The sequence below is a fragment of the Aldersonia kunmingensis genome, from assembly GCF_001646865.1.
GTDB lineage: Bacteria > Actinomycetota > Actinomycetes > Mycobacteriales > Mycobacteriaceae > Aldersonia > Aldersonia kunmingensis.
On sequence record NZ_LRRB01000111.1, the window covers coordinates 1 to 24316 of the forward strand.

Genomic DNA, 24316 nt, shown 5'->3' on the forward strand with positions numbered 1-24316 from the left:
CTCGAAGCCGTCAGCGGTCTTGTACTGCGGCAGCGCCATCACGCCGGCGTTGTTGACGAGCACGTCGGCGCGGTCGACCGACTCGGCGAAGCTACGCACCGAGGCAAGGTCCGCCAAGTCCAGTTTTGCGACCGTGGCATTGGGTCCGATCGATTCCGCTACGGCATTGGCGGTGTCGGTATTTCGGCATGCAAGCACCACTGCGGCACCGGCCTTGGCCAGGGCGCGAGCGGTCACCTCACCGAGGCCGCTGTTCGCGCCGGTCACAATGAATTTCCGGCCATCTTGCGGGGGAATGTCGCTGGCGGTCCATTTCGTCACGCGCAGAGTGTGCCACCGACATGCCCCGCCGGGAAGGGCTCAGGTGAGCTGGTAGGTCACCCCGGTGAGCCGCTCGGAGAGTTCCCATAACTGCGCGGCCATCGCGGTGTCCTTCGACCGTCCGGACGATGCCGATTTCGCCGGATAGCCACGCGTCCCGAAAAAGTTCTTGGGGCCGTAGAACTCGCCGCCCTCGGCGTCCGGTGAGGTAGCCGCGAAAAGCTGAGACAGCGCCCCCATCTCGGCACTCTGGCCGAAGATCTTGTTACCGACCGCCATCAGCGGGTCGAAGATCGACTCCGTATGCGACTGCAGATTCGTCGCCGCGTACCCGGGGTGGGCCGAGTACGAGGTCACCTTCGAGCCTGCGCGGCTCAGTCGCCGCTGCAATTCGCGGGCGAACATGAGGTTCGCCAGCTTCGACTGGCCATAGGCCGACCAGCGCTCATACTTGCGCTTCTCCCAGTTCGGGTCGTCGATAGAGATATTGCCGGCCCGGTGCGCACCGCTGGACACCGTGACCACTCGGTCGGTGACCTTGGGCAGCAGCAGACCCGTCAGCGCGAAGTGCCCGAGATGATTTGTGCCGAACTGCATCTCGAAGCCGTCGGCGGTCTTGCGCTGAGGCACCGCCATGAGGCCGGCGTTGTTGACGAGAACGTCGACACGATCGACAGACTCGGCGAAGCTACGCACCGACGCGAGGTCAGCGAGATCGAGCTGCGCCACGGTGGCGTTGGGGCCAATCGACTCGGCCACCGCGGCGGCCTTGTCGGTATTTCGGCAAGCAAGCACCACGGCGGCGCCGGCTTTGGCGAGTTCGCGGGCGGTTACCTCACCGAGGCCGCTGTTCGCGCCGGTCACAATGAAAGTCCGGCCATTTTGCGGGGGAATGTCGCTGGCGGTCCATTTCGTCACGCGCAGAGTTTGCCACCGACATGCCCCCGCCGGGAAGGCCGTTCCCGTCAGATCTTGTAGTGCCTCAGATGTTGCAGGGCACCATCGCGTATCCGGCGATATCGCACGAACTCTTGTTGGACAACTTCCAAGTACCGTCGACCCACGTCCACGACAGCGGGAGGAAGCGGTCACCCATGCCGACGACCGACATCTTCAGCTGCGCATCCATCCGGTCGCCGTTGACGGTGACCGGACCGGCGACCGTCCAGGTGAAGATCGGGCCCGCCGAGGCGAGCATGTTCGCAATCTGGTTTACCGTCCCCAGCCCTGCGTTGCCGGACTCGAGCTCGGCGGCCCTGGCGTCGGGCGCAGAGCTTGGATTGAGCACGACCCTCAGCTTGTTGATGAGCTCGCCCTCGCTCAGCGCGGCCGGAGCGGCAATCTCCTCGGCGGTGACCGGCGCCGCAACAGGCTCGGCAACCGGCTCTGCCGCGGGCGCCGCAACAGGGGCGGCGGCCGGCGCGGGAGCCGCGGCCGGCGCAGGAGCTGGGGCGGGCGCCGGCGCGGGTGCCGCAGGAGCCGAGGCGGAAACGGCGGCCGGGGCCGGCGCCGCGGGCAGTGCCACCACGGTCTGGGGGCTGCTGTTCCCGTTGTCGTTATCGACCAGCATCATTCCCACGACACCGATCGTCACTACGATCGCCGACACCACTGCGGAAACACCTGCCGAAACGGCTACTGTCACGGCCGAAGTCGAGCCTTCACGTCCACTCATCGCACCCTCGCTGAATTTCGAGTTCCACCCCTGGCCACACGCTCCAGAAAGGCGTCCAATGTCCTACCGCGCAGTGGCTATTTCCGAAACCCCCCGCTGCGGCGGAACTAGCCTAAGCCTAGTCAGGTAAGGCTATGCAAAGATAGCGTTCTATCAGATAGGAGCTGTGTTGACTTCACGCGACCGTGGACGACGAGTTATTTGTCGTCTCGCTTTCACGGCGCTCGCCGCATCCATGACTCTCGGCCTTGCCGCGTGTGGCGGCGATAGCGCCGATGACCAGGCCGGATCCGGTGGCTCGGTGACCATTGACCACGCACTCGGCCAGACCACGATCGAGGGTGTCCCGACGCGCGTCGTCGCGCTCGGCACGCAGTGGGCCGATGCATCGCAAGTGCTGGGCGTCACACCCGTCGGTTATCTGGATCTCCTCGGCATGAGCACCGGTGGCCAGGCCGCGCCGTGGGAACCCGCCGAACTGTCGGAGGCGACGAAGGTCAACCCGCAGGGCGACATCGTCGAGCAGGTCGCGGCGCTGAATCCCGATCTGATCCTCGCGCCGGGCTTCGGCGCAGACAAAACCACGTTCGACAAGCTCAACCAGCTGGCACCGACGATCCCGAGCCTGAGCAAGGCGCAGATCGAGAAGTGGCAGGACCAGGTGAACGTCCTCGGGCGGATCTACCACAAGGAAGATCAGGCGCAGCAGGTCATCGGCGACGTCGAGGGCAAGATCGACGCGATCAAGGAAGCCAACCCGGGCATTGCCGGCAAGACCTTCCTGACCTCCTACCTCGCGTCGCCGACGCAGCTGATGGTGCTCGCCGACCCGAAGGACGGCGCGAGCGCGCTGTTCACCGAGCTCGGCATGGTGCTGCCGCAGAAGCTGGTCGATGAGGCCGGCCCGTCCGGTGGACGAATTCCGTTGTCACCGGAACGAATCGGTGACCTGAACTCGGACATGATGGTCGCGACCGCGGCACCCGGAATAGACGCGACGTTCCAGTCGCTGCCGGGATACAACGACCTGCCGTCGGCCCGCAACGGCACGCTGGTGTACCTCGACATCGTCTCGGGCACCGGGCTGAACATGCCGACGGCCCTTTCGCTGCCCTACGTGCTGAACAAGCTCGAGCCGGCGCTCGAGAAGCTGGGCCAGCAGTAGCAACTCGATCGGGCCCGGCGCGGGTTGACGCCGGGCCCGTTTCGTATTTCGCCTCAACCCGCCGACCGACCGAGGAGGTCCGGTGTCGAACTCGTCAGAACCCGCCGTCGTCGTCGAGGGCCTGCAGAAATCCTTCGGTGATCACGTCGCACTGCGTGGTGTCGATTTCACCGTCCCACGCGGCACCGTCCTCGGTCTGCTCGGCCCCAACGGCGCCGGCAAAACCACGACTGTGAGCATCCTTGCCACGCTGCGCAAACCGGATGCCGGACGGGCGTTCGTCGCCGGGCACGACGTCGTGAGCGAGGCCGCCGCGGTGCGCCGGTCGATCATGCTCACCGGCCAGTTCGCCGCGCTCGACGAGATGCTCACCGGGCGCGAGAATCTCGAGCTCTTCGGCCGGCTGCTCGGCCTGTCCCGATCCTCGGCCGCCGCGCGTGCATCCGAACTGCTCGAACAGTTCGATCTGTCCGAGGACGGCGGGCGCCGCGTGGGCACCTACTCCGGCGGCATGCGCCGACGCATTGACATTGCGTGCGGGCTCGTCACCCGGCCCGAGGTGGTGTTCCTCGACGAGCCGACGACCGGCCTGGATCCCCGCAGCCGCCAGCAGGTCTGGTCGCTGATCGCCGACCTCAAGGCGGACGGCATCACGACCCTGCTGACTACGCAGTACCTCGAGGAGGCCGACGTGCTGTCGGACAACATCGTGGTCATCGATCATGGCGCTGTTGTCGCCGAGGGCACCGCCGCCGAACTCAAGCAGCGCACGGGCGGCACCCATTGCGAGGTTGTTCCTGTTGATCCGCGCCAGGTGCCGCTGGCGCATGAGCTGCTCGCCGATCTGGAGCCGGCCGAACTCGTCGAGGGTTCCGACCGGTTCTCCCTGCCCGCTCCGAACGGCGTGACCACACTCGGCGACGTGATGGGCCGGCTTGATGCGGCCGGAATCGAACTCGCCGATCTCGCGCTGCGCCGCCCCTCGCTCGACGACGTGTTCCTGGCGCTAACCGGTCACCGCACCGAAGCGCCGCAAGACGCACCGACAGCATCGGCATGACGGCCACCCACGAGCGCGAGTCCGCCAGCGGATTCACGCAATGGAGCGCGCTTTCCGTGCGCTCGATCGCCGGTGGAGTCCGCGAAGGCGAACTGATCTTCGCGATCTTCACCCCGGTGATCTTCTTCGTGTGCTTCTACGTGCCGCTGCACGAGATGTTCGAGTTCACCGGCGGCAACTATGCGCAGTACCTGGTCCCGGTGATCGTGCTGCAGTCGATGCTGTTCACCGCCATCGCGGCGGCAGAACGCTCGGCCGCGGATTCGCTGAGCGGTATGGGCACCCGACTGCGCGCTCTGCCGGTGCCGGCGTTGGTGCCGCTGTTCGCCCGGATGAGCGCCACGATGTCGCGCGCGGTGCTGTCACTGATCGGTGCCATCGTGGTCGGCTTGATCGCGGGCTTCCGGTTCAACGGCGATCTCGTCGACACGTTGGGATTCGTCGCCATCTCCCTGCTGTTCGCACTCGCTCTTTCCCTCGGCACCGACGCGCTCGGCTCGGTGTCGAAGAATCGCGAGGCGACCGGGCAGATGCTCATGGTGCCGCAGTTGCTGCTCACCATGGTGTCCACCGGAATCGTTCCCGCCCAATCGTTCCCGGAGTGGATTCAGCCGTTCGCGCGAAACCAGCCGATCTCCCAGATCGCCGCTGCCCTGCGCGGGCTGGCCGAGGGCACTTCGACGGGAGCGCAGATCGGCATCGCGCTGGCGTGGACGATCGGGATGCTGGCCGTATTCGTCGCTCTGACTCTTCGCATCGCGACGAAGGAGCGTTGAGCTGATGAGTACCAATTCTTTCCCCATCACGACACTGCCCGCCGAGACCTCGCTTCGCGCATTCGGCTCGGCGACGATGCTGCAGTCCGGCCGGTTGCTGCGGCGCTGGACGCGCGAGCCCGCGATCCTGGTGCAGTCGCTGATCTTCCCGGCCTTCCTGTTGGTGGTCTTCGACTGGGTGCTGGGCAAGACCGTCACGCTGTTCAGCGGCGAGGACAGCCTTTTCGGCCTGGTGCCGATGTCCGCGCTATTGGCCGGCATGTTCGGCACGATCACCACCGGAATCGCGCTGACAGCCGAACGGGACAGTGGTCTACTCACCCGCTTCTGGGTGCTGCCGGTGCATCGTGCGTCCGGGCTGGCGAGCCGGTTGCTCGCCGAGGCGGTCCGCACGTTGGCGACGACGGTGATCCTCACCGCGGTCGGTTACGCGCTGGGCTTCCGTTTCGAGCAAGGGTTTGTCTCTGCGCTCGGTTTCATCGCTGTCCCGGTGCTTTTCATCATCGGCTTCGCCACGATGATTCTCGCGATAGCGGTGGTGACCTCCGGGCGCTCGGCACTGGAGCTGCTGGCCTCGATCTGCCTGCTGATGCTGTTCTTCAACTCGGGATTGGTCCCGGTGGACAAGTATCCGGACTGGCTCCAGCCGGTCGTGCGCGCGCAGCCGATGAGCCCTGCGATCGAGGCCATGCGTGGCCTGTCTGCCGGCGGTCCCGTGCTCACGCCGCTGCTGCAGTCGCTCGCCTGGACCGTCGGGTTCGTCGTCGTATTCGGCGTGCTCGCGGTCCGTGGCTATCGCCGCGCGGCCTCGGAGTAGTCCCCAGCGCGCACCTTTCGGCGCCGCCGCGCACGCCTGGGCGTGCGCGCTGGCCGCACAAGGTACGCGGCGATCAGAGCTTGGCCAGTTCCGCCACGGCCCGCTGCCAAGCCCCGATGATCGCGTCGATATCCGAGTCGGTGAAAAGCGCCGCCGGCCAGCGCCATCCCGCGGTGACCTGGGGGCCGTCCGCACCGGACACCACCGCGACGGTGACTTCGAGTGCGTATGTCAGCGGCAGATCGGGTTCGGGCGCGACCGGGAGTGCGGCGTTGAGCGCCGGATTGGTGACCATCGACCATGGTCCCCCGGCGAACAGAGCGGCATCGGCGCGATCGAAGCGGCCCAGGTAGTTGAGCAGCACCTGCGGTCGCGGCGCATCCGCCAACTCGTGACGGTTCCGCAGCAGCCCGAAATCGAAGCCACCATTCGGCAGCGCACCCACCCGGGTGAGCACATCGGCGAGTACGGCCGCCGGATCGTGTGGTGTCGCAACGGCACCGGCGCGGATCGGGAAATCGGTGCTGAACCAGCCGACGGTGCGGCTCGTGTCGGTAGCTGCTTCGCCGGCGACATCGTCGGCGCGGCCGTGATGCTCCAGTGCGACGGCTACGCCGATCGCCGGGTCGGCGCCGCGCTCGGACCGCCACGCCGCCACCGTCAATCCCGTTGCGGCGAGCAGGTAGTCGCGCGGTTGCCCGTCGCCGCGCCGCGCCGCCGTATCGAGCAGTTCGGCGGCCGGTACCGTGACACTCCGGGTCCGGACATCGGCGGCCACATCGGCAGTCGGCTCCAGGGGCCGTGCACCGAACGGGCTCTCCTGAACCGCAGATTGCGCCGACCAGAACTCGACCTGTCCGGCGATCTCTGCCGAATCGGCGCGTCGCGCAACGAGCTCCGACCACTGGCGGTATCCGGTGATCTCGCGGTCGAGCCGGATTCGCTCACCGGCCCGGAGCTGTTGCCAGCCGAGGGCGAAATCCCCAAGCAGCACAGGCCAGGTCACCGCATCGGCGGCGAGACGGTGTACCGAAAGCTGCAATAGATCCGCGCCGTCCGTCCGCGCATAGCGGACCGCCTGCACCATCGACCCGCGGGCGGGGTCGATCCGGTCGATTGCAGCACTCGCCTGCTCGGCAAGGATCGGCCCCACCGCACCGGTCACCTCGACCGACCGCAGCACCTGCTCGACAGGTACGGAACCCGGCGGCCGAGTATGCAGCTCGAATTCGTCTCCGATGCTGCGCAATTCGGCACGAAGCAGGTCATGGTTGTCCAGCACCGCCTCGAGCAATGAACCAAGATCGTCATCACCAACACCCTCGGGCAATTCGATCAGCTGGGTCAGGCTGTGTCGCCGGAAACCGCCGCGGCGCAACAGTTCACGTGCCTGCGGTAGGAGCGGGAGCGGACCGTACATGGCGACCGTCTCGGCCTCTTCGACGGCGGAGTCGATCGCCGCGGCGAGATCGCGAACGGTGGTGTTGGTCATCACCATTCGCGGGCTGATCCGCAGTCCCGCCGAGCGAGCCCCGCTCACCAGACCGATCGCGGCGATGCTGTCCATCCCGAGTTCGAAGAAGTCGTCATCGATTCCCGGTGCGGCACCGTCGAGCAGCGCCGCCAGCGCCTTGCACAGCGCGCGCTCGGTGTCGGTGCTCGGAGCGGTCGCTGCACCGCGGCTGGCGAGCGCCTTCGCCGCAACCGCGGCGAGTTCGCGCTGATCCAGCTTGCCGTTCGGCGTCAGCGGCAACTCCGTGAGCGCGATGATCCGGCTCGGAATCAGATAAGCCGGAAGGCGCCCGGCGAGCGCGGAGCGCATCCCGGTGACGTCGGGGGCAGTCCCATCCTGGCCCACCACAAAGCCAATCAGCACCGGCGCATTGGCACGACGCACGACAATCGCAACCGACGTACGGACGCCCGGCAGGTCGGCGAGCGCCAACTCCACCTCGGCCGGTTCGATCCGGAATCCGCGGATCTTCACCTGGTCGTCGGCGCGGCCGTGGTACTCGATCGCACCGTCACCACTGCGCCGGCGCACGAGATCGCCGGTGCGGTAGAGCCGTTCACCGCCACGCTCCTGGCCGGCGACGAATCGAGCGGCAGTCTCCCCCGGCTGATCCACGTAGCCGCGGGTAAGCTGGTCACCCGCAAGGTACAGCTCGCCGATGGTGTCGTCCGGCACCATGCGTAGCCGCGAATCAAGCACGTAGGCGATCATCCCCGCGAGCGGGCGGCCAATGGCGGGCCGGCCAGTGGTCCCCACCGGGGCGCACACCGCGTCCACACTCGTCTCGGTCGGGCCGTAGAAGTTGAAAACCTTGGTGTCGCGCAGGCGACCGAGCTGTGCCCACGTGGCGTCGCCGATCGCCTCGCCGCCGAGTCCGAGAATTGGGAGCCGACAACGGCTCTCACCGTTCTCGTCGCGGTACATCAGCCCCGCGGCGGCGAGCGCGGCGAACATCGACGGGCTGGTCTCGAGCATGTCCACCCCCGTCGAGGTGATCAGCTCGACAAGTTGGTGCGCGTCGCGCTGGGTATCGGCATCGAAAAGTTCGATGCTGTGCCCGGAGAGCAGCGCCAGCGTCGGTTGCCAGGACGCGTCGAAGACCAGTGACCAGGCATGCCCCACCCGCAGCGGCCGACCGAGTTCTGCGGCCACCGGACCGAGAATGTGCTCGGCGTGGTGCGCGAGCAGTTGCACGACGCCCCGGTGGTTGGCCATCACGCCCTTGGGTTCTCCGGTCGATCCGGAGGTGAAGATGATGTAGAGCCGCTGATCGGGGTGGACCGCGATGCCCGGGTTCTCGACCGGCGCCTCGAAGGGCTCGTCGACGCGAAGCGTGGTCAGGCCGGCCACGAGTGCCTGGGACTCGGCGTCGGTGACGGCGTGCCGCGCTCCGGACCGGCGCAGCATCACCTCGATCCGATTCGCCGGGGCGGTGACGTCGAGCGGAACCGACACGGCCCCGGCCTTGGCGATGCCGAGGATCGCGACGACGAACTCAGGTGTGCGCGGAAGTGCCAGGGCGACAGTGTCTTCCGTACCAACACCGAGTGCGCGCAAGCGGTGTGCGATGCGGTTCGCTTCGCGGTTCACCTCCGCGTAGGTCAGGGTGCGCCCGTGGAAGCCGATCGCGACGCGGTCGGGATTCTGCCGGGCATGCCACTCGAACAGGGCGTGCACGGTCCGGGCCGGCGGGGTCTGGCCGAGCGGGGTATGGCTCGTAGCGACGATGCGGTCGCGTTCGCCGGCAAGCAGCACGTCGATCCGGTCCGGGTTCGCATCGGCGAGCGCGGGCAGTTGGCGCAGCACATGCAGAACCCGTTGTCCGACGAGTTCCGGGTCCAGGTCACCGAGCAACTCGCGACGGAACTCGACACCGAGGACCAGGTCGTCATCGAGCAGATACGGGACAACGACGAGCGGGTAATGCGTGAGACTCTGCAGGTGAACCGGGATGAACCGCACCCCATCCGGTGCCTCGACGACTTCGGGGGCACTGGACGCGGAGCCTCCGGAGCGGCCCGTCAAACCACCGCCGCGCGGTGCGTTCTGAAACACCATCAGGGTGTCGAAAAGTTCGCCGAGCCCGGCGTTCTTCTGCACGGCGGACAGGCCGAGATAGCCGTGACCGCGTAGGCGGGAGGACTCGCGCTGCAACTCGGTGCAGTGCTCGAGCACGCTGCGATCGTCCAGGCGGACCCGGAGCGGGATCGTGTTGATGAACAGGCCGACCATCGATTCGATGCCCGCGATCTCGTCGGGTCGACCGGAAATGGTGTTGCCGAACACCAGGTCCCGGCGGTCGGTGAGCCTGCCGAGTACCACTGCCCAGGCGAACTGGGCGAGCGTGTTGGCCGTGAGGTTATTTCGCCGCGCCCAATCCAGCAGCGTCGCAGTGTCTTCCGTGCCGAGCCTGAGCTCGCGCGACTGCGGAAACGGATCGGCGGCGACACTGTCCTGCGCGGAGGTTACCGCCAGCTTCGTCGGCGTCTCGACGCCGTCGAGATGCTGCGCCCAAACTCGTTCGGACTCGGCGTGATCCCGCCCGGCCAACCACACGATGTAGTCGCGGTACAGCCGGGGCGCCGGCCACTCGGCGAGCGAACCACCCGACAGGTAGGCACCGACCAGTTCGCGCACGAACACCGGAACCGACCATCCGTCCATGATCAGGTGGTGCGCAGTGCCGATCAGCCGGCGCCGGCCCTCACCCGTGTCGAGCAGCAGAAATCGCAGCGCGGGCCCCGAGGAAAGGTCGAACGGCCGGCGGCGGTGCTCGTCTGCCGCCGCCTCGAACTCATCGGGCGTCGCTTCTGCGAACTCCCATGGGATCTCGAAAGTGCTCGGCACGATCTGCACTGGCTTCGGGACGTTCTTGTCCCAGAACGACACCCGCAGGTTGGGGTGTCGACGCAGCACCTCGTGAGCACCGCGCTGGAGCCGGTCGATATCGAGCGGTCCCTCGATGTCGGCGACGAACTGGATGACGTACGGATCGCCAAGTCCGTCGGACATCCTCGCCAGCGTGAACAACCCCTGCTGCAGGGGGCTCAGCGCAAGAACGTCCTCGATCGCGGGCGGGGTCGCCGCAGTGGTCATCGCTGTTCCCAGGACGACTGCAGCGCGGCGAGTGCATCCGCGTCCAGGCCGGATCCGCTCATCGGGGCCGCTTCCGTGTCGGCCACAACGGTCTCGGTCGCATCGGCCCGGTCGAGTGCCTCGGCAAGCTCGGCCACGGTCGGGTTCTCGAAGACCAACTGCGGCGTGAGCTCGAGACCCTCGCCGCGGGCACGTGCAGCGAACTGCACGGACACGATACTGTCGCCGCCGAGAGCGAAGAAACCGTCGTGGCGGCCGACGCGCTCGACGCCGAGCAGATCCTCCAGGACCCGGGCCAGTGCTCGTTCGGTATCGGTGGCCGGCGCCTGGTAGTCACGCACCGTGACCACCCGCGGTACGGGCAGCGAAACACGGTTGAGCTTGCCGGATGCGGTCAGCGGCATCGCCTCGAGCAGCGTCACGGACGAGGGAAGCATGTACCCCGGCAGCGACGACGCAAGGTGCGCACGCACTGTCGCGACGAACTCCGATTCGTTGACGTCGGCATCCACTGCGGTGACATAACCGGCGAGACTCTGCCCGTTCTCCGAGTCGTACACCCGGGCCGCGGCAAGCGCGACACCCGGCGTGGACCGCAGCGCGGCCTCGACCTCGCCGAGTTCGATGCGGAAGCCGCGCAGCTTCACCTGGTGATCGGTGCGGCCGGTGAACTCGAGGTCCCCGATAGCGTTCCAGCGGGCGCGGTCGCCCGTGCGATAGATCCGCTCACCCGGGTAGGCCGGGTACGGGTTCGCAATGAACCGAGCTGCGCTGAGCCCAAACCGGTTCCAGTACCCGCGCGCCACCTGGCGACCCGCGACGTACACCTCGCCCACCACGCCGATCGGCGCCGGGGCGAGATTCTCATCGAGCACCAGCACCCGAGCCGCTGGCACGGGTGTACCGACGCGCAGGCGCTCGCCCTGCACACCTCGCACGATGCCGCCCGCGGTTTCCGTTGCGCCGTAGGAGTTCACGACCTCCGAGTCGGGCGCGACCCGACGAAGCCGGTCGAGCAGCAGCTGCGTAAGCGGCTCACCACTGCTCACCCAGCGCCGCACCGAACCCACCGCGTCCGGGTCGATGTCCATCAGCGCCGAAATGGTCGTCGGCACCGCGGTCACCTGAGCGACCGGGTTGTCCCGGATCAGGCGAGCGATGGCCTCCATATCCCGTGCCTCGGCGTCATCGGCGAGCAGCAGCGTGCAACCCGCGGCGAGGCCGGCGATGAACTCCAGGCAGGGATCGAGGAAGCTCAGCGCGCCCTGTGCAAGGCGCACGTCGGGCGCGGCGATCGGGAACCGAACCGGCTGCCAGGCAAGGCGATTCGCCATCGCCTCGTGTGTGCCGAGCACGCCCTTGGGAACACCGGTCGAGCCCGACGTGAACATGAAGAATGCCGGGTTGTCGCCGTGCGGCATGACAAACACCGGGACCTCGATGTTCGCGAGTTCGTCGCGCACCGGCGCATCGTCGAGCAGCAGCGCGCGCTTCACCGCGATCTCCGGCAGCGCGGGCGCAGTCGACGAATCAGCGATCACCACAACCGGATTCGCGTCCTCGACCATGAGGGTGAGGCGCTCGATCGGGTAGCGCATATCGAGCGGGAGGAATCCCGCACCCGATTTCAGCACGGCGACCAGCGCGACGATCATGTCGATCGAACGCGGCAGCGCGATCGACACGAACGTCTCGACGCCCGCGCCGCGCGCCTGCAGTGCCGCCGCGAGCCGGTCCGAACGGCGGTGCAACTCGGGGTAATCGATACTCTCGCCGGCGCACACGATCGCGGTGCCGGTGAACTCCCTACTCGGCTCCAGGAGCTCGGGAATCGAGTTCACATTCAGACCCTCGACCGGGCCACCGTTGGTCCACTCGCCCAGCAAGCGAGTGCGCTCATCGGCGCCGAACACCTCGATCTCGCCGAGGCGCAGATCGGGCTGCTGCGCAAACGCAGCCAGCACTCGTCCGAGACGCTCCGCGAGCAGCTCCACCGTGCCGCGGTCGTAGAGGTCGGTGCGGTAGCTGATACCGCCACCGAAGCCGGAGCCCTCGGCGAAGAAGTCGAACGCGAGATCGAACTTCACCGTGTCGAATTCGGGCACGATCATTTCGAGGTGGCCACCACCTGCGATGTCCTGGCTGTATTCGCCGGACTCGCGCAGATGCACCAGCACCTGGAACAGCGGGTGCAGGGACAGCGAACGCTCCGGGTTGAGCGCGTCCACGAGCCGCTCGAACGGCAACTCCTGGTGGTCGTACGCCTCGAGCGCGGTGTCCTTCGCGCGTAGGACGGAGTCACGCACGCTCGGGTCACCGGCGAGGTCGTTGCGCACGACGAGCGTGTTCACGAAGAAGCCGACGATCTCGGCCAGGTGGCCATCGGTGCGGCCGGCGATCGGCGTACCGAGCGGGATGTCAGCGCCGGCCCCGAGCTTGTGCAGCAGCGCCGCAACCGCGGTCTGCAGCACCATGAAATCGCTTGCACCCGTTTGCCGTCCCAGCTCGGCCAGCCCGGCCCTCACCCCGGGGCTGACCTTGAACGGCACGGTCTCTCCGCGGTTGGACGCCACTTGCGGTCGCTGGCGGTCCTTGACCACCGTGGTGTCCTCCGGGACACCTGCGAGTTTCCCTCGCCAGTACTCGACCTGTCGCGCGCCAACGCTGTTCTCGGCATCGTCCCCACCGGTGAGGCCGAGGAGTTCGCGCTGCCAGACCGCGAAATCGGCGTACTGCACGGGCAGTTCGGTCCAGGCCGGGGCCTGACCGTCGAGTCGAGCCGAGTAAGCGGTGAGCAGGTCACCGAACAGCACGGGGGTCGACCACTCGTCGCCCGCGATGTGGTGGATCACCACCGAGAGCACGTGTTCGCCGTTGCCGCAGTCGAAGATCCGGCCGCGGACAGGGATTTCCGAGTCGAGCTCGAAGCAGTGATTCTTGGCCGCGGTGAGCGCCGCTTCGACCGCCTCGCCCGGGCCGAGCCCGATGATCGGCACCTCGACCGGCGCCGGATCGAGAATCCGCTGGTACGGCGTGCCATCGCGATCCGGGTAGGTGGTGCGCAGGATCTCGTGCCGGCCAACCAGATCCGACAGCGCCGCGGCCATGGCCGGTGCGTCGATGGTGCCGGTCAGGCGTGCCTGGAACGGGATGTTGTAAGTCGGGTTCGCACCCTCGAGCTTGTACAGGAACCACTGGCGCAGCTGGGCATACGACAGCGGAAGCTCTCCGCTGCGGTCCGCGCGGCGCAGCACCGGCCGATCGCTGAACTGCGGGTCGGCCAGCTTATCGTCGACCAAGGCGGCCAGGCCGGCCACCGTCGGCGACGCGAACGCCTCGCGGATGTTCACCTCGACACCTAGCTCGGTGCGCACGCGCGAGATGAGCTTGGTCGCGAGCAGCGAGTGCCCGCCGAGATCGAAGAACGAGTCCTCGGCTCCGACTCGATCCAAACCGAGTGCACCGGCGAATAATTCGGCCAGAAGGATCTCGGTCGGCGTCTCCGGATCGCGTGTGGCCTTGCGCCGAGTGAGGACGGGCTCGGGCAGCGCCTTGCGGTCCAGCTTGCCGTTGGCGGTGATCGGCACCTCGTCGATGACGGTGAACGCCGATGGCACCATGTACTCCGGCAGCGCACCGGACACGTGCGCCCGCACCGCGTCGATATCCAGTTCGACGTCGCGGTTGGGGACGACATATGCGGCAAGGATCTTGCCCACGCTCGGCACGTCGGCAGCAATCACGACGGCCTGCGCGACATCCGAATGCGCGGCCACGGCCGATTCGACCTCGCCGAGCTCGATCCGGAAGCCGCGGACCTTCACCTGCTCATCGGCACGGCCGACGAACTCGAGTTCGCCGGTAGGAGCGGAGCCTGCGGAGCGACCATCGGACACGCTGTTCCAACGCGCGAGGTCACCGGTGCGGTAGAGCCGTCCGCCCGGGGTGAACGGGTCGGCAACGAAACGCTCGGACGAAAGGCCCGCGCGGCCGAGATAGCCACGCGCAAGCTGCGTTCCGCCGATGTAGACCTCGCCGACCGCACCGACGGGCACCAGCTGCAGCGACGTATCGAGCAGGTAGGTCTGGGTGTTCGGCTTGGGCGAACCAATCGGCACGATCCGTACGCCCTGCGGCTCATCGACCTTGTAGCGCGTCGCCGCGAGCGTCGTCTCGGTCGGCCCGTAGAAGTTGTGCAGCATCGCATCGAAGGTCGACTTGAACTTGTCGGCCAGCTCGCCGGGCAGGGCTTCGCCACCGATCGGGATGCGGCGCAACGACTTCCACTCCGAGACGCCCGGCAGCATCAGGAACAGCCCGAGCAGCGACGGCACGAAGTGCATCGAGGTGATGTTGCGGCGCAGCAGCAGTTCGGTGAGGTACGGAATGTCCTCGAGACCGTCGGGCTTCGGGATGACCAGGCGGGCACCGGCGGCGATGGTGCCGAACATCTCGCCGACCGATACGTCGAAACTCGTCGATGCGACCTGCAGCAACGCGTCGTCCGCGCCGACCTCGTACTCCCCGGCCATCCACTCGAGGTACTCGACGATGGCGCGGTGCTCAACCGGAACACCCTTGGGCAGACCCGTGGATCCGGAGGTGTAGATGACGTATGCCAGGTTCGACAGGCGAAGCGGCGCAATGCGATCCGCATCGGTTGGGGCCGTGGACGGATAGTGGCGGGCGGCGTCCTCGGCGTTGTCCGCGGCGCTCAGCGCGACCTTCGGCGCCGAGTCGGACAGCATGTAGGCGATCCGGTCCTCGGGATAGGTCGGGTCCACCGGCACGTACGCGGCGCCGGCCTTCATCACGCCGAGTGCGGTGACGACCATGTCGACGCTACGACCGAACGACAGCGCAACCAGGTCGTCGGGTCCGACACCCTGCGCAATGAACCAGTGCGCCAGCCGGTTTGCTCGCGCATCGAGTTCGGCGAAGGTGATATCGCCATCGTCGGTCATCAGCGCGACGGCGTCCGGGGTGCGGGCCACCTGCGCCTCGACAATGCCGGCGAGGGTGCGTGTTGCGGCCGGCGCATCTTCGCCGGTCGCGTAGCCGAGCAGCTTGGCGCGGTCGGCATCGCCGAGCATGTCGAGCTGCCACAGTTCGGCATCCGGTCGCGCCACCGCATCGGCAAGCAGCCGGACGAAGTGCGCGACAAGGTCGGTCACGATCGCCTCATCGAGCACGTCCGTGAGGTACTCGGCGTCGATCGTGCCGCCGGCGGGAGCGGAGCCTGCGGAGCGACCCGGGTTCACTGTGGAGAGCTCGGCGATGAGGCTGAGCGGCACCTGCGCGACACCGGCATGCAAGTCGGCGCGGTGGGAGCTGAATCCCTTTGCCGCGAAACCGGTTCCGGTGCCGCTGCGAGCAGCGAAGCTGAGCCGGGCCAGGGACGCGACGCCGGCGCTGCGGTCCGGGTTCAGCTCGGCGACCAGCCGGTCGAGGCCGACGCCCTGATGCGCGAAGGCACCGGTGCACTCGGTGACCGTCGCGGCGACAAGCTCGCGGAAGGTCTCACGGCGGCCGATCCGGGCGCGCAGGGCCAGCGTATTGCCGAAGTAGCCGAGCGCCTTTTCGGCTCCCGCACGGCGCTGCACCACCGGGGTGGCGACGAGGAACTCGTCCGCACCGGTGTAGCGGTGCACGACCGCATTGAACGCGGCGAGCAGCACCATGAAGGTGGTGGCTCCCTCGCTGCGGGCAAAGTCACCGACGGCGCCGATCAGTTCGGCCGGCACGTGCGCCTCGACATGAGCCGCAACCGGCGAGGGGTTGGCGGAGACACCGGTCTCCCCCGGCAGTTCGAGCGGCTCGGGCAGTGCACTGATGTGCTCGCGCCAGTAGGCGAGATCGGCAGCGTCCGCGGCCGAGGAATCGGGGCGACCGAGGACCTCGAGGTCGAGGTAGTGAGCGACGCGGGTGCGCAGTTCCGTTTTCGCACCGGCGTCCTCGTCGTAGGCCCCCGCGACGGAGTCCGCGTCGTAGGCAGCCGACAACTCCGCGAAGAACGGGTCCCAGCAGTCGTCGTCCCACGCGATGTGGTGGACGACGAGCACAAGGACATGACGATCGGCAGACTCACGAACCAGCGTCGCGCGCAGCGGCAGGTCCGTGCTCAGGTCGAACGGTCGGCCGAACTCGAGGCGCGCGATGGCCTCGATGCGATGCGGGTGGTCCTCCGCGGCGAGATCGGACAGATCGTGGACGGCGAACTCTGGCGCAGCGTCGTCGGCCACCGACTGGTACGGCTCGCCTGCCTCATCGGCGCGGTACGTCGTGCGCAGCACGTCATGCGTCGCAGCGACGCGGCCGAGCGCACGCTGCAGCCGGTCCGGATCGAGCGGACCTTCGAGGACGAACCCGACGCAGATGTTGAGCGTCGTCCCGGCGGGTTCAATCTGCTGGACGAACCACATCCGGCGCTGACCGTCGGACAGCGGGTAGCGCTGAGCGGCGTCACGCGGCGGTGCCATGGTGACCTGGGTCGATGCGGCGAGGCCCTGCTCGGCGAGGCGGCGGCGGAGCAGCGCCCGCTTGCGATCCTCGAGCGAGCCTGCGCCCTCCGGATTCGAATCGGCGTCTGACCTGGTTTCGGTGTTCGTCACCATGTACCGCGGACCCTTCTCAAACCGATTTTCGCGCGCCCGTACTGCAAATGCGGACGAGCAATTGCACAGCATGAGGGCGAGCCTCACGACCGGTTGGTAAGCCTAGCCTAACCACCGCCGCCCCGCATCGAGGAGGTCCGGGTCTCGGCGTCCCGTAAGCCGTCCCCGGACCGCCGATCCCACATAGTGAGCGAATCCCACACTGTGAATGGAAGAAATGTTGCGTTAGGCGGGGTGAACGATCCGTTCACCCCGCTGAGCGCAACTGAACTTCCGTTCACGGCTTGGGCGGCGTCCCACATAGTGAACGGGACACCCGCGGTCGACCGTCAGGCGTCGGCGAGCAGGTCGGCGTCGTCGAGGTCGGCAATCTCGAGGTAGATCTGCGCGACCTGATCCAGGCGGCCGGGCACGGCATCCTTATCGGCGAGCCTGGTCGCCAGCGCGGCGACCGTGCGGGCGGCGAAGATGTCCGACACGATTGCCTGCGGCGCATCCAGCCAGTCCCGGACCCGTGCGATCACGGTGGTGGCGAGCACGGAATCGCCGCCGAGGGAGAAGAAGTCATCCTCGACACCCACCCGCTGCTCACCCAGAACTTCCCCGACGATCCGGGCCAGCGCGGACTCGAGATCGGTGCGCGGCTCGACGAATCCGCCGTCGGCGTCGCCGATCTCGACCATGGCCTGAATCTTCTTACGGTCGAGCTTGCCGTTCGGGGTCAACGGGAACCGCTCGAGGACCACAATCCGGGTCGGCACCATATAGGTCGGTAGCACCTCGGCAAGTTCGGCGGCGAGTGCTGCGCCGTGGTCGGCGCCGAGCGCCTCCGAAGCCGCGCGCTCCGGATCGACGGTCACCGCCGCTACCAGCTTGGGCGCGCCCGAACCGACGATGGCCGCGACCGCTCCGGTCACGCCCGGCAGCGACCGAAGTCCACCTTCGACCTCGCCGAGTTCCACGCGGTAGCCCCGGATCTGCACCTGATGATCGGCACGGCCCAGGAATTCGATGGTGCCGTCGGGCCAGTAGCGAGCCATGTCGCCGGTGCGGTACCAGCGGATGCCGTCGTGCTCAACGAACCGCTCGGCAGTCCGCTCCGGGTCGTTGCGGTAGCCGGCAGCGACGTTCGCGCCGCCAACCCACAGCTCGCCGGACACCCAGTCGGGGCAGTCGCGACCGATCTGGCTGACCACCCGGCACCGCACATTGCGCAGTGGCACACCGAACGGCACCGCTGCCCAATGCGCCGGCGCGGGCGCGGTGACCTCGCAGATGGTGTTGTGGATGGAGGTCTCCGTGGCGCCGCCGAGGCCGGCGAACCGGGCACCGGGCACCTGGGCGGCCAACCGCGCGACCAGGTCCGCGCCGACCCAATCTCCACCGAGGGTCACCGCACGGAGCGAGTCGCCGAGCTGATCGCCGCCGACCTCGAGGATCATGTCGAGCATGCTCGGCACGCAGTTCAGAATGGTGACGCGGTGCTCGCGCAGCAGTTCCACCCAGGTGGTCGGCTCGGCGCGCTGCTGCGCGTCGAGGGTTACCAGCGATCCACCTGCGGAGAACATGCCGAAGATGTCGTAGACCGACGCATCGAACTCCAGCGCGGAAAGGGCGAGCACCCGGTCACCGCTGTGCACTGCGAACCACTCGTTCACAGCGTCGATGGTGTTCATCGCACCGCGATGTGGGACGTCGACACCCTTCGGGGTGCCGGTGGAGCCGGAAGTGAAGATGACGTACGCGATGCTGTCGGTGGCGGGCATCTCCGGCGCGGTCAGCGGTTCCGCAAAATACCGAGCTGTGTCGATGCCGACGACTGTGACGTTCGGGCCGAGGTCGGCACCCTCGACGGACAGCGCCGCCGCGATGCCGCCGGTGCGCAGGATCTCGGCGCGGCGGCCGGCAGGCTGGTCGAACCCAATCGGTACGTAGGTACCACCTGCGGCGAGGACGCCGAGGACACCGAGGATCTGGTCCGGGCCCTTGGGTAGCTGCACGGCGACGGCGTCGCCGACGGAAACTCCCGCGGCGCGCAGCGCACCGCCGACGGCCAGGGCGCGGGTGGCGAGCTCGCCGTATGTCCAGCCGCCCTGAGTACCGTCGAGGCCCCAGACCACCGCGGGGGCTTCGGGTTTCGCCAGCGCGTTCGCGAAGAAGCCCTCATGCAGTGCACGCCCGCTGACCTGGCCGTCAGTGGCGTTCACCGCCGACCGAACCGCTGCCTGGGCCAGCGGCAGTCGTACGGCGGCTTCGGCAGACCAGCCCGCGTCGCCGTCACACAGGCGGCCGATGGCGGCCGTGTATTGGTCGAACATCGTCGCGATCAGGCCTGCGGGGAAGGCGGATTCGCGTACGTCCCAGTTGAGCAGCAGCCCGCCGCGAACCTCGGTGACCTGCGCGTCGAGCAGCACCTGCGGACCCTGCGAGATGATCCACACCGGCTCACCGAACGCCGCGGTGACGCGCTCGTCGAACAGTTCGCCGAGGTTGAGTGCGCTGGTGTAAACGACCGGCGCGAGCACCTGCTCGCCGCGTCGGCGACCGAGGTCGCGCAGCACCTCGAGACCGGCATATGCAGAATGGGAACCATTGGTGTGCAACGTCTTCTGCAACGCGAGCGCGCGGTCGAGCACGCTCGCGTGCGCCGACACATCGACGTCGAGCATCACCGAGGAGGTGAAATCGCCTACCAGGCGGTCGATCTCGGGATGCACTGGGTTGCGGTGGAACAGGGGGAGGTTCAGCAGGAACTTCGATTCCGACGACCAGCCGCCGATGGTCTCGGCGAACACCGAGGCGAGCGCCATAGCGGGCGTTACACCCCGCTCGTGCGCGCCAGTGAGCAGCCGCTGCTTCGCAACGGGGTCGATCCAGTGGTGCATCCGGACAGTCCGGTGTGACGCGGCGGACGCAGCCGCGGTGCGGGTCCGAAGCCCTGCGTCGGCGATCACCGGAAGCGCGGGAGCTGAGGGAAGGTCGTCGAGCCGGTCCTGCCACCATGCTCGGTCGCGCTCGCGGGCGGCAGCGTCGTCGGTGCCGGACTGCTCGGTGCGGAAGCGCCGGTACGAATAGGTGGCGGGCGGGATTTCCTCACCGGCGTAGAGACGCGCGAGATCGGCCATCGCGACGCGGTAGCTCATCGCGTCGCCGGCGAGCATGTCGACGTCCACGTGCAACCGCGACGCGCCGCCGGGCAATCGGGTCAGCACGATCTCGAGTACCTGACCGTCGGCGACATTCATCCGCTGGTGGGTCTTGTCCTCGCGCAGCTCGGCGAGCCGTACTTCGACCGTTTCCGCGGACTCGTCGCGCAGGTCGACCACACCGAAGACCGGGACCACCGGACGCGCCAGAATCTGCTGAGTGCCGTCGGGCAGGAAGCGCACGCGGAACATCGGGTGCAACTCGACCAGTCGGTCCACTGCCCGCTCGAGCGCCTCGGCGTCGACGTCGGCACCATCGAACTCGACATAGAGATGGGCCGCGACGCCACCTAGTTCCTGGCTGTCTTGGCGACCGATCCAGTACGCGTGCTGCATGGGTGCGAGCGGGAATGGCTCGAACTCGGCGGCCGGGTCGGTTTCGCTCTCGGCACCGACCGGTTCGGGCGTAGGTTCGGCTGCCGCGTCCTCCTCCGCGCCAAGCGCGGCGATCCAGCTTTCAATGTTCGGCTCGGCGGCCAACTGGGCGAAGTTGATATCGAAGCCACGCTTACGCCAGCGTCCGGCCAGCTTCATCATGCGGATGGAGTCGAGCCCGAGCGAGATCAGATCGTCCGCGTCCCCGATATCGTCGACAGGCTGCGCCAACAGCTCGGCGACCTGCTCGCGAATCTCGGTCTTGCTGATCGGGCTCGAGTACGTCAACGCTGCTCCTCAATATGATTCCGCCGAACCGCACGGGCTTGAGGGAAAGCATAACCGCGTGGGTAGGCTTGCCTTACCTTAGTCCAAAGCAGCCGCCAATTCAGTACGCGATCGTGAGGCCACCATGCAATCGGAACCCGTAACCGACGCCGCGACCCCGCGGGGGCACCGAGACGGGTTCATCCCCTTCCGCGACGAGCTTGCTGCGGACTACCGCGCAGCCGGCTACTGGCGGGGCAGCACGCTGGGCTCGCTGCTGCGCGACGCGGCTGGGCGGCGTCCCGAGGCGACGGCCCTGCTCACCGACGAGGAACCCCGCACCTACCGCGCGCTCGACGAGGCCGCCGACGAGATGGCCGCCGGTTTCATCGCGCAGGGCATCGCACCCGGCGACCGCGTGGTAGTGCAACTGCCGAACCGGCCGGAGTTCGCGGTCGTGTTTTTCGGCCTGCTGCGCGCGGGCGCGATTCCGGTGCTGTGCCTGCCGGCGCATCGCAGCGCGGAGATCGGCCACCTCGCCGCGCTGTCCGAGGCCGTCGGCTACGTCATTGCCGACACCTTCGGCGGCTTCGATTACCGAGACCTCGCGCGAACCGTGCGCGAACGGGTGCCGAGCCTGGAGCACGTGTTCGTCCTCGGCGATCCGAGTGAGTTCACTGCCCTGTCCGAGGTTCCACGCCCCGCGCGCGAACTGCCCGAAGCAGACCCGGCCGACATCGCGGTACTCCTGGTGTCGGGCGGCACAACCGGACTGCCGAAGCTCATCGCCCGCACCCACGACGACTACGCCTACAACGCCCGGGCCAGCGCGGAAGTCTGCGCGCTCGGCCCCGAGGACGTGTACCTGGTGACGCTGCCGGCGGCGCACAACTTCCCCCTCGCCTGCCCGGGCATCCTCGGCACCATCGCGACCGGCGGCTCGATCGCGTTCGTCGACGATCCCAGCCCGGAAAACGCGTTCGCCGCGATCGAGCGGCACGGCGTCACGGTGACCGCTGTGGTGCCTCCCCTGGCCCAACTCTGGTGTGCCGCAACCGACTGGGAGGAAGCCGACCTTTCTTCGCTGCGGCTGCTACAGGTCGGCGGCGCCCGACTGGCGGACAGCAATGCCGCCGAGGTCCGCCCCGCGCTCGGCGCGCAGCTGCAGCAGGTGTTCGGCATGGCCGAGGGCCTGCTCAACTACACCCGTCTCGATGATCCGGACGAGCTGGTCTTCCGCACGCAGGGCCGGCCACTTTCTCCGCACGACGAGCTCCGCATCGTCGACGAGAACGGCAACGAGGTCGCCGCGGGCGAGGAAGGCGAACTGCTCACGCGCGGTCCGTACACGATCCGCGGCTACTACCGCGCCGAGGCGCACAACGAACGCGCGATCACCGCCGACGGCTACTACCGCAGCGGCGATCTCGTGCGGCAGTTACCCAGCGGACATCTGATCGTCTCCGGTCGCGTGAAGGACGTCATCAACCGTGGCGGTGAGAACATCTCGTGCGATGAGCTCGAGGACCACCTGCTCGCACATCCGGCCGTGCGCCACGCCGCCGCGGTCGGTATTCCCGACGATTCCCTTGGTGAACGAGTCTGTGCCGCACTGGTTCCCGCGGATACCGCTCTGCCGACGCTCGCGGAGCTGAAGGAATTCCTGCTCGGTCGTGGGCTGGCCACCTACAAGCTGCCGGACCGGATCGCCTCGCTCGACGCGCTGCCCGTCACCGCCGTGGGGAAGATCGACAAGCGAAAGCTCGTCCCGATGATCGACCAATAATCGATCGCTTCTGCGCGTCGCAGCCGCGATCGAGCAAGCCCGGAAGCTGCCCGGAATCGATCCGGACCGCGTGGCCCTGTGGTTCTGATACACGCCAAAGCCCTTGCTCGGCGATCCGAGCAAGGGCTTTCGCGTTGGTGCGTGTCTACCGCGCGACGAGGTACGGGCTTACGCTGCCCAGCTTTTCGCAGGTCTCCTCGAATTCACGCTCGGGGCGCGACTGGCCGATGATGCCGGCGCCGGCACGCAGCCAGGCGCCCTGTGCAGTCTGGTAGACAGCGCGCAGCACTAGCGTCGCCTCGAAGGATCCGTCCGGACCGACCGACAGCACTGCACCCGAGTACAGCCCACGCGGTTCGCCGTCGAGCCGGAAGATGGCATCCACGCAGTCCCGCTTGGGAATTCCCGACGCGGTCACGGACGGGAACAGCACGTCGAGTGCTTCCCAGCCGGTGCGGTCGGCCGCGAGCAGCCCGCGCACGGTGGAGGCGAGGTGCTGCACGCTGCCACGCTCGCGCACGGTCATGTAATCGGAGACGGCCGTGGTGCCCGGCTCGGAAACCGAGGCGATCTCGGCAAACGACGTGCGCACCGAGACCGCGTGCTCGACGATCTCCTTCGGGTCGGACTCGAGGTCGCGGCGTGCCGCACTGTCGGCATCCTCGCCGAGTCCGAATGCCCTTGTACCGGCGAGCGGTTCGGTGGTGACTTCGCCGAGCTCATCGACCGAGGCGACGAGTTCCGGGCTGAAGCCGGCGGCCTCGAGATCGCCGAGGCGGAAGAGGAACGAGCGGGCCGGGCTGTTGTTCGCCCGGCCGAGCCGGTAGGTCGCCGGCATATCGATCGGGAAAGGCACCTCGACGCGGCGCGACAGAATCACCTTCTGGTAGTCGCCGCGGTCGATCTCGGCAACGGCCGCGGCCACACGGTCGCGGTAGTTCGTCGGGTCCTGGCGAATATCGAGTTCGCGGGCCGTCGGTAGTTCGCCGGTGCCTGCCTGCGCGGCGAGTGCCCGGATCGATTCCTGCTCATCGGGAGTGCCGCCGCTGATCTCCAGCGCAGACTCCGTCACCCGGACTTCCACGCGCGGAATCATCAGGTGCGCCAACGGAATCCGCTCGGTCAGGTACCGCTCGGCGCCGAGCGCGTAGGCGCACGATTCGAAGGCGAGCCAGCCGTAGGCGCGGTGATCGCTCGCGGCAGGGTCGATTTCCTGCAGCGCGGCGAGCGCGGCGCCGATGACCTCGGCGGGGCGCCCGGTCCAGGTCGCAGACTCCGTCGTGTCATCCCACGTGGTGCGCACCTGCTCGGTGTCGAGCACGACGCTGCCGCGTGCCTCGCCCGCGAATACCCATTCCCCGAGGCGTTCGTAGACGACGTAGTCGGCAAAGAGCCCCGATGCGGCCAGATTCGCGACCACGGCAGCGGGGTCGAGTGCGACGTCGATGCGCAGGTGTGCGTCCGTGGGCGACAACTATCCTCCAGATAAGGGCGACCTTAGAATTCGTTGATGAGGTTAGCATTACCTTGCCTGCTGTGGGAGCGCACCGATCACAGTGAGCAGAAGAACCTGGCCGGACGGCAAAATCGCTGCGCCGATTCCGCTGACAGCAGGACAATGGAGGACATGGACCGGTACTCGGAG

12 protein-coding genes are annotated in these 24316 nt (G+C 67.7%); 5 read left to right on the plus strand and 7 right to left on the minus strand.

What is annotated here, in order from left to right:
• The 3 genes from A8G08_RS08335 to A8G08_RS08345 form a co-directional block, all read right to left on the minus strand.
• A partial coding sequence (locus A8G08_RS08335) for an SDR family NAD(P)-dependent oxidoreductase (RefSeq protein WP_157108467.1) occupies nucleotides 1–321 on the minus strand: 321 nt, incomplete at its 3' end.
• 39 nt (nucleotides 322–360) lie between these two features.
• Entirely contained in the window at nucleotides 361–1239 is an 879-nt protein-coding gene (locus tag A8G08_RS08340; protein ID WP_068272647.1) for an oxidoreductase, read from the minus strand.
• A 64-nt stretch (nucleotides 1240–1303) separates the two neighbouring features.
• Nucleotides 1304–1966, minus strand: coding sequence for an MTB12 C-terminal domain-containing protein (locus tag A8G08_RS08345; protein ID WP_157108468.1), 663 nt, complete (start codon nucleotides 1964–1966; stop codon nucleotides 1304–1306).
• A 199-nt stretch (nucleotides 1967–2165) separates the two neighbouring features.
• Between A8G08_RS08345 and A8G08_RS08350 the strand changes: the two genes are divergently transcribed.
• From A8G08_RS08350 to A8G08_RS08365, 4 genes are all read left to right on the plus strand, one after another.
• Nucleotides 2166–3161, plus strand: a complete 996-nt coding sequence (locus tag A8G08_RS08350) for an ABC transporter substrate-binding protein (protein ID WP_245672735.1) — start codon at nucleotides 2166–2168, stop codon at nucleotides 3159–3161.
• A gap of 82 nt (nucleotides 3162–3243) precedes the next feature.
• Entirely contained in the window at nucleotides 3244–4221 is a 978-nt protein-coding gene (locus A8G08_RS08355; protein ID WP_068272658.1) for a daunorubicin/doxorubicin resistance ABC transporter ATP-binding protein DrrA, read from the plus strand.
• A complete protein-coding gene (locus tag A8G08_RS08360; protein ID WP_084436043.1) occupies nucleotides 4218–4997 on the plus strand; it encodes an ABC transporter permease in 780 nt (259 codons plus the stop codon). Before A8G08_RS08355 ends, A8G08_RS08360 begins: the two co-directional genes overlap by 4 nt.
• 4 nt (nucleotides 4998–5001) lie before the next feature.
• On the plus strand, nucleotides 5002–5814 hold the full coding sequence (locus A8G08_RS08365; RefSeq protein WP_068272664.1) for an ABC transporter permease: 813 nt from the start codon (nucleotides 5002–5004) through the stop codon (nucleotides 5812–5814).
• Nucleotides 5815–5887: 73 nt separating this feature from the next.
• Here A8G08_RS08365 and A8G08_RS08370 read toward each other — a convergent pair whose 3' ends face one another.
• The 3 genes from A8G08_RS08370 to A8G08_RS08380 form a co-directional block, all read right to left on the minus strand.
• Entirely contained in the window at nucleotides 5888–10423 is a 4536-nt protein-coding gene (locus A8G08_RS08370; protein WP_068272667.1) for a non-ribosomal peptide synthetase, read from the minus strand.
• Nucleotides 10420–17037, minus strand: coding sequence for a non-ribosomal peptide synthetase (locus A8G08_RS08375; RefSeq protein ID WP_068272670.1), 6618 nt, complete (start codon nucleotides 17035–17037; stop codon nucleotides 10420–10422). The genes A8G08_RS08370 and A8G08_RS08375 overlap by 4 nt, the downstream gene beginning before the upstream one ends.
• 329 nt (nucleotides 17038–17366) lie before the next feature.
• On the minus strand, nucleotides 17367–20906 hold the full coding sequence (locus tag A8G08_RS08380; protein WP_068272672.1) for a non-ribosomal peptide synthetase: 3540 nt from the start codon (nucleotides 20904–20906) through the stop codon (nucleotides 17367–17369).
• Nucleotides 20907–21030: 124 nt separating this feature from the next.
• Between A8G08_RS08380 and A8G08_RS08385 the strand changes: the two genes are divergently transcribed.
• The gene (locus A8G08_RS08385) at nucleotides 21031–22671 is read left to right on the plus strand and encodes a (2,3-dihydroxybenzoyl)adenylate synthase (RefSeq protein ID WP_068272674.1); all 1641 of its coding nucleotides are present in this window, start codon (nucleotides 21031–21033) and stop codon (nucleotides 22669–22671) included.
• Nucleotides 22672–22816: 145 nt separating this feature from the next.
• Here A8G08_RS08385 and A8G08_RS08390 read toward each other — a convergent pair whose 3' ends face one another.
• On the minus strand, nucleotides 22817–24145 hold the full coding sequence (locus tag A8G08_RS08390) for a salicylate synthase (RefSeq protein ID WP_068272678.1): 1329 nt from the start codon (nucleotides 24143–24145) through the stop codon (nucleotides 22817–22819).
• Nucleotides 24146–24316: the final 171 nt, after the last annotated feature.

Excerpts from the sequence above, each read along its gene's own strand:
- A8G08_RS08385 (WP_068272674.1), top strand. The coding sequence starts at position 21,031 with ATGCAATCGGAACCCGTAACCGACGCCGCGACCCCGCGGGGGCACCGA.
- A8G08_RS08375 (WP_068272670.1), bottom strand. The coding sequence starts at position 17,037 with ATGGTGACGAACACCGAAACCAGGTCAGACGCCGATTCGAATCCGGAG.
- A8G08_RS08370 (WP_068272667.1), bottom strand. The coding sequence starts at position 10,423 with ATGACCACTGCGGCGACCCCGCCCGCGATCGAGGACGTTCTTGCGCTG.
- A8G08_RS08360 (WP_084436043.1), top strand. The coding sequence starts at position 4,218 with ATGACGGCCACCCACGAGCGCGAGTCCGCCAGCGGATTCACGCAATGG.
- A8G08_RS08365 (WP_068272664.1), top strand. The coding sequence starts at position 5,002 with ATGAGTACCAATTCTTTCCCCATCACGACACTGCCCGCCGAGACCTCG.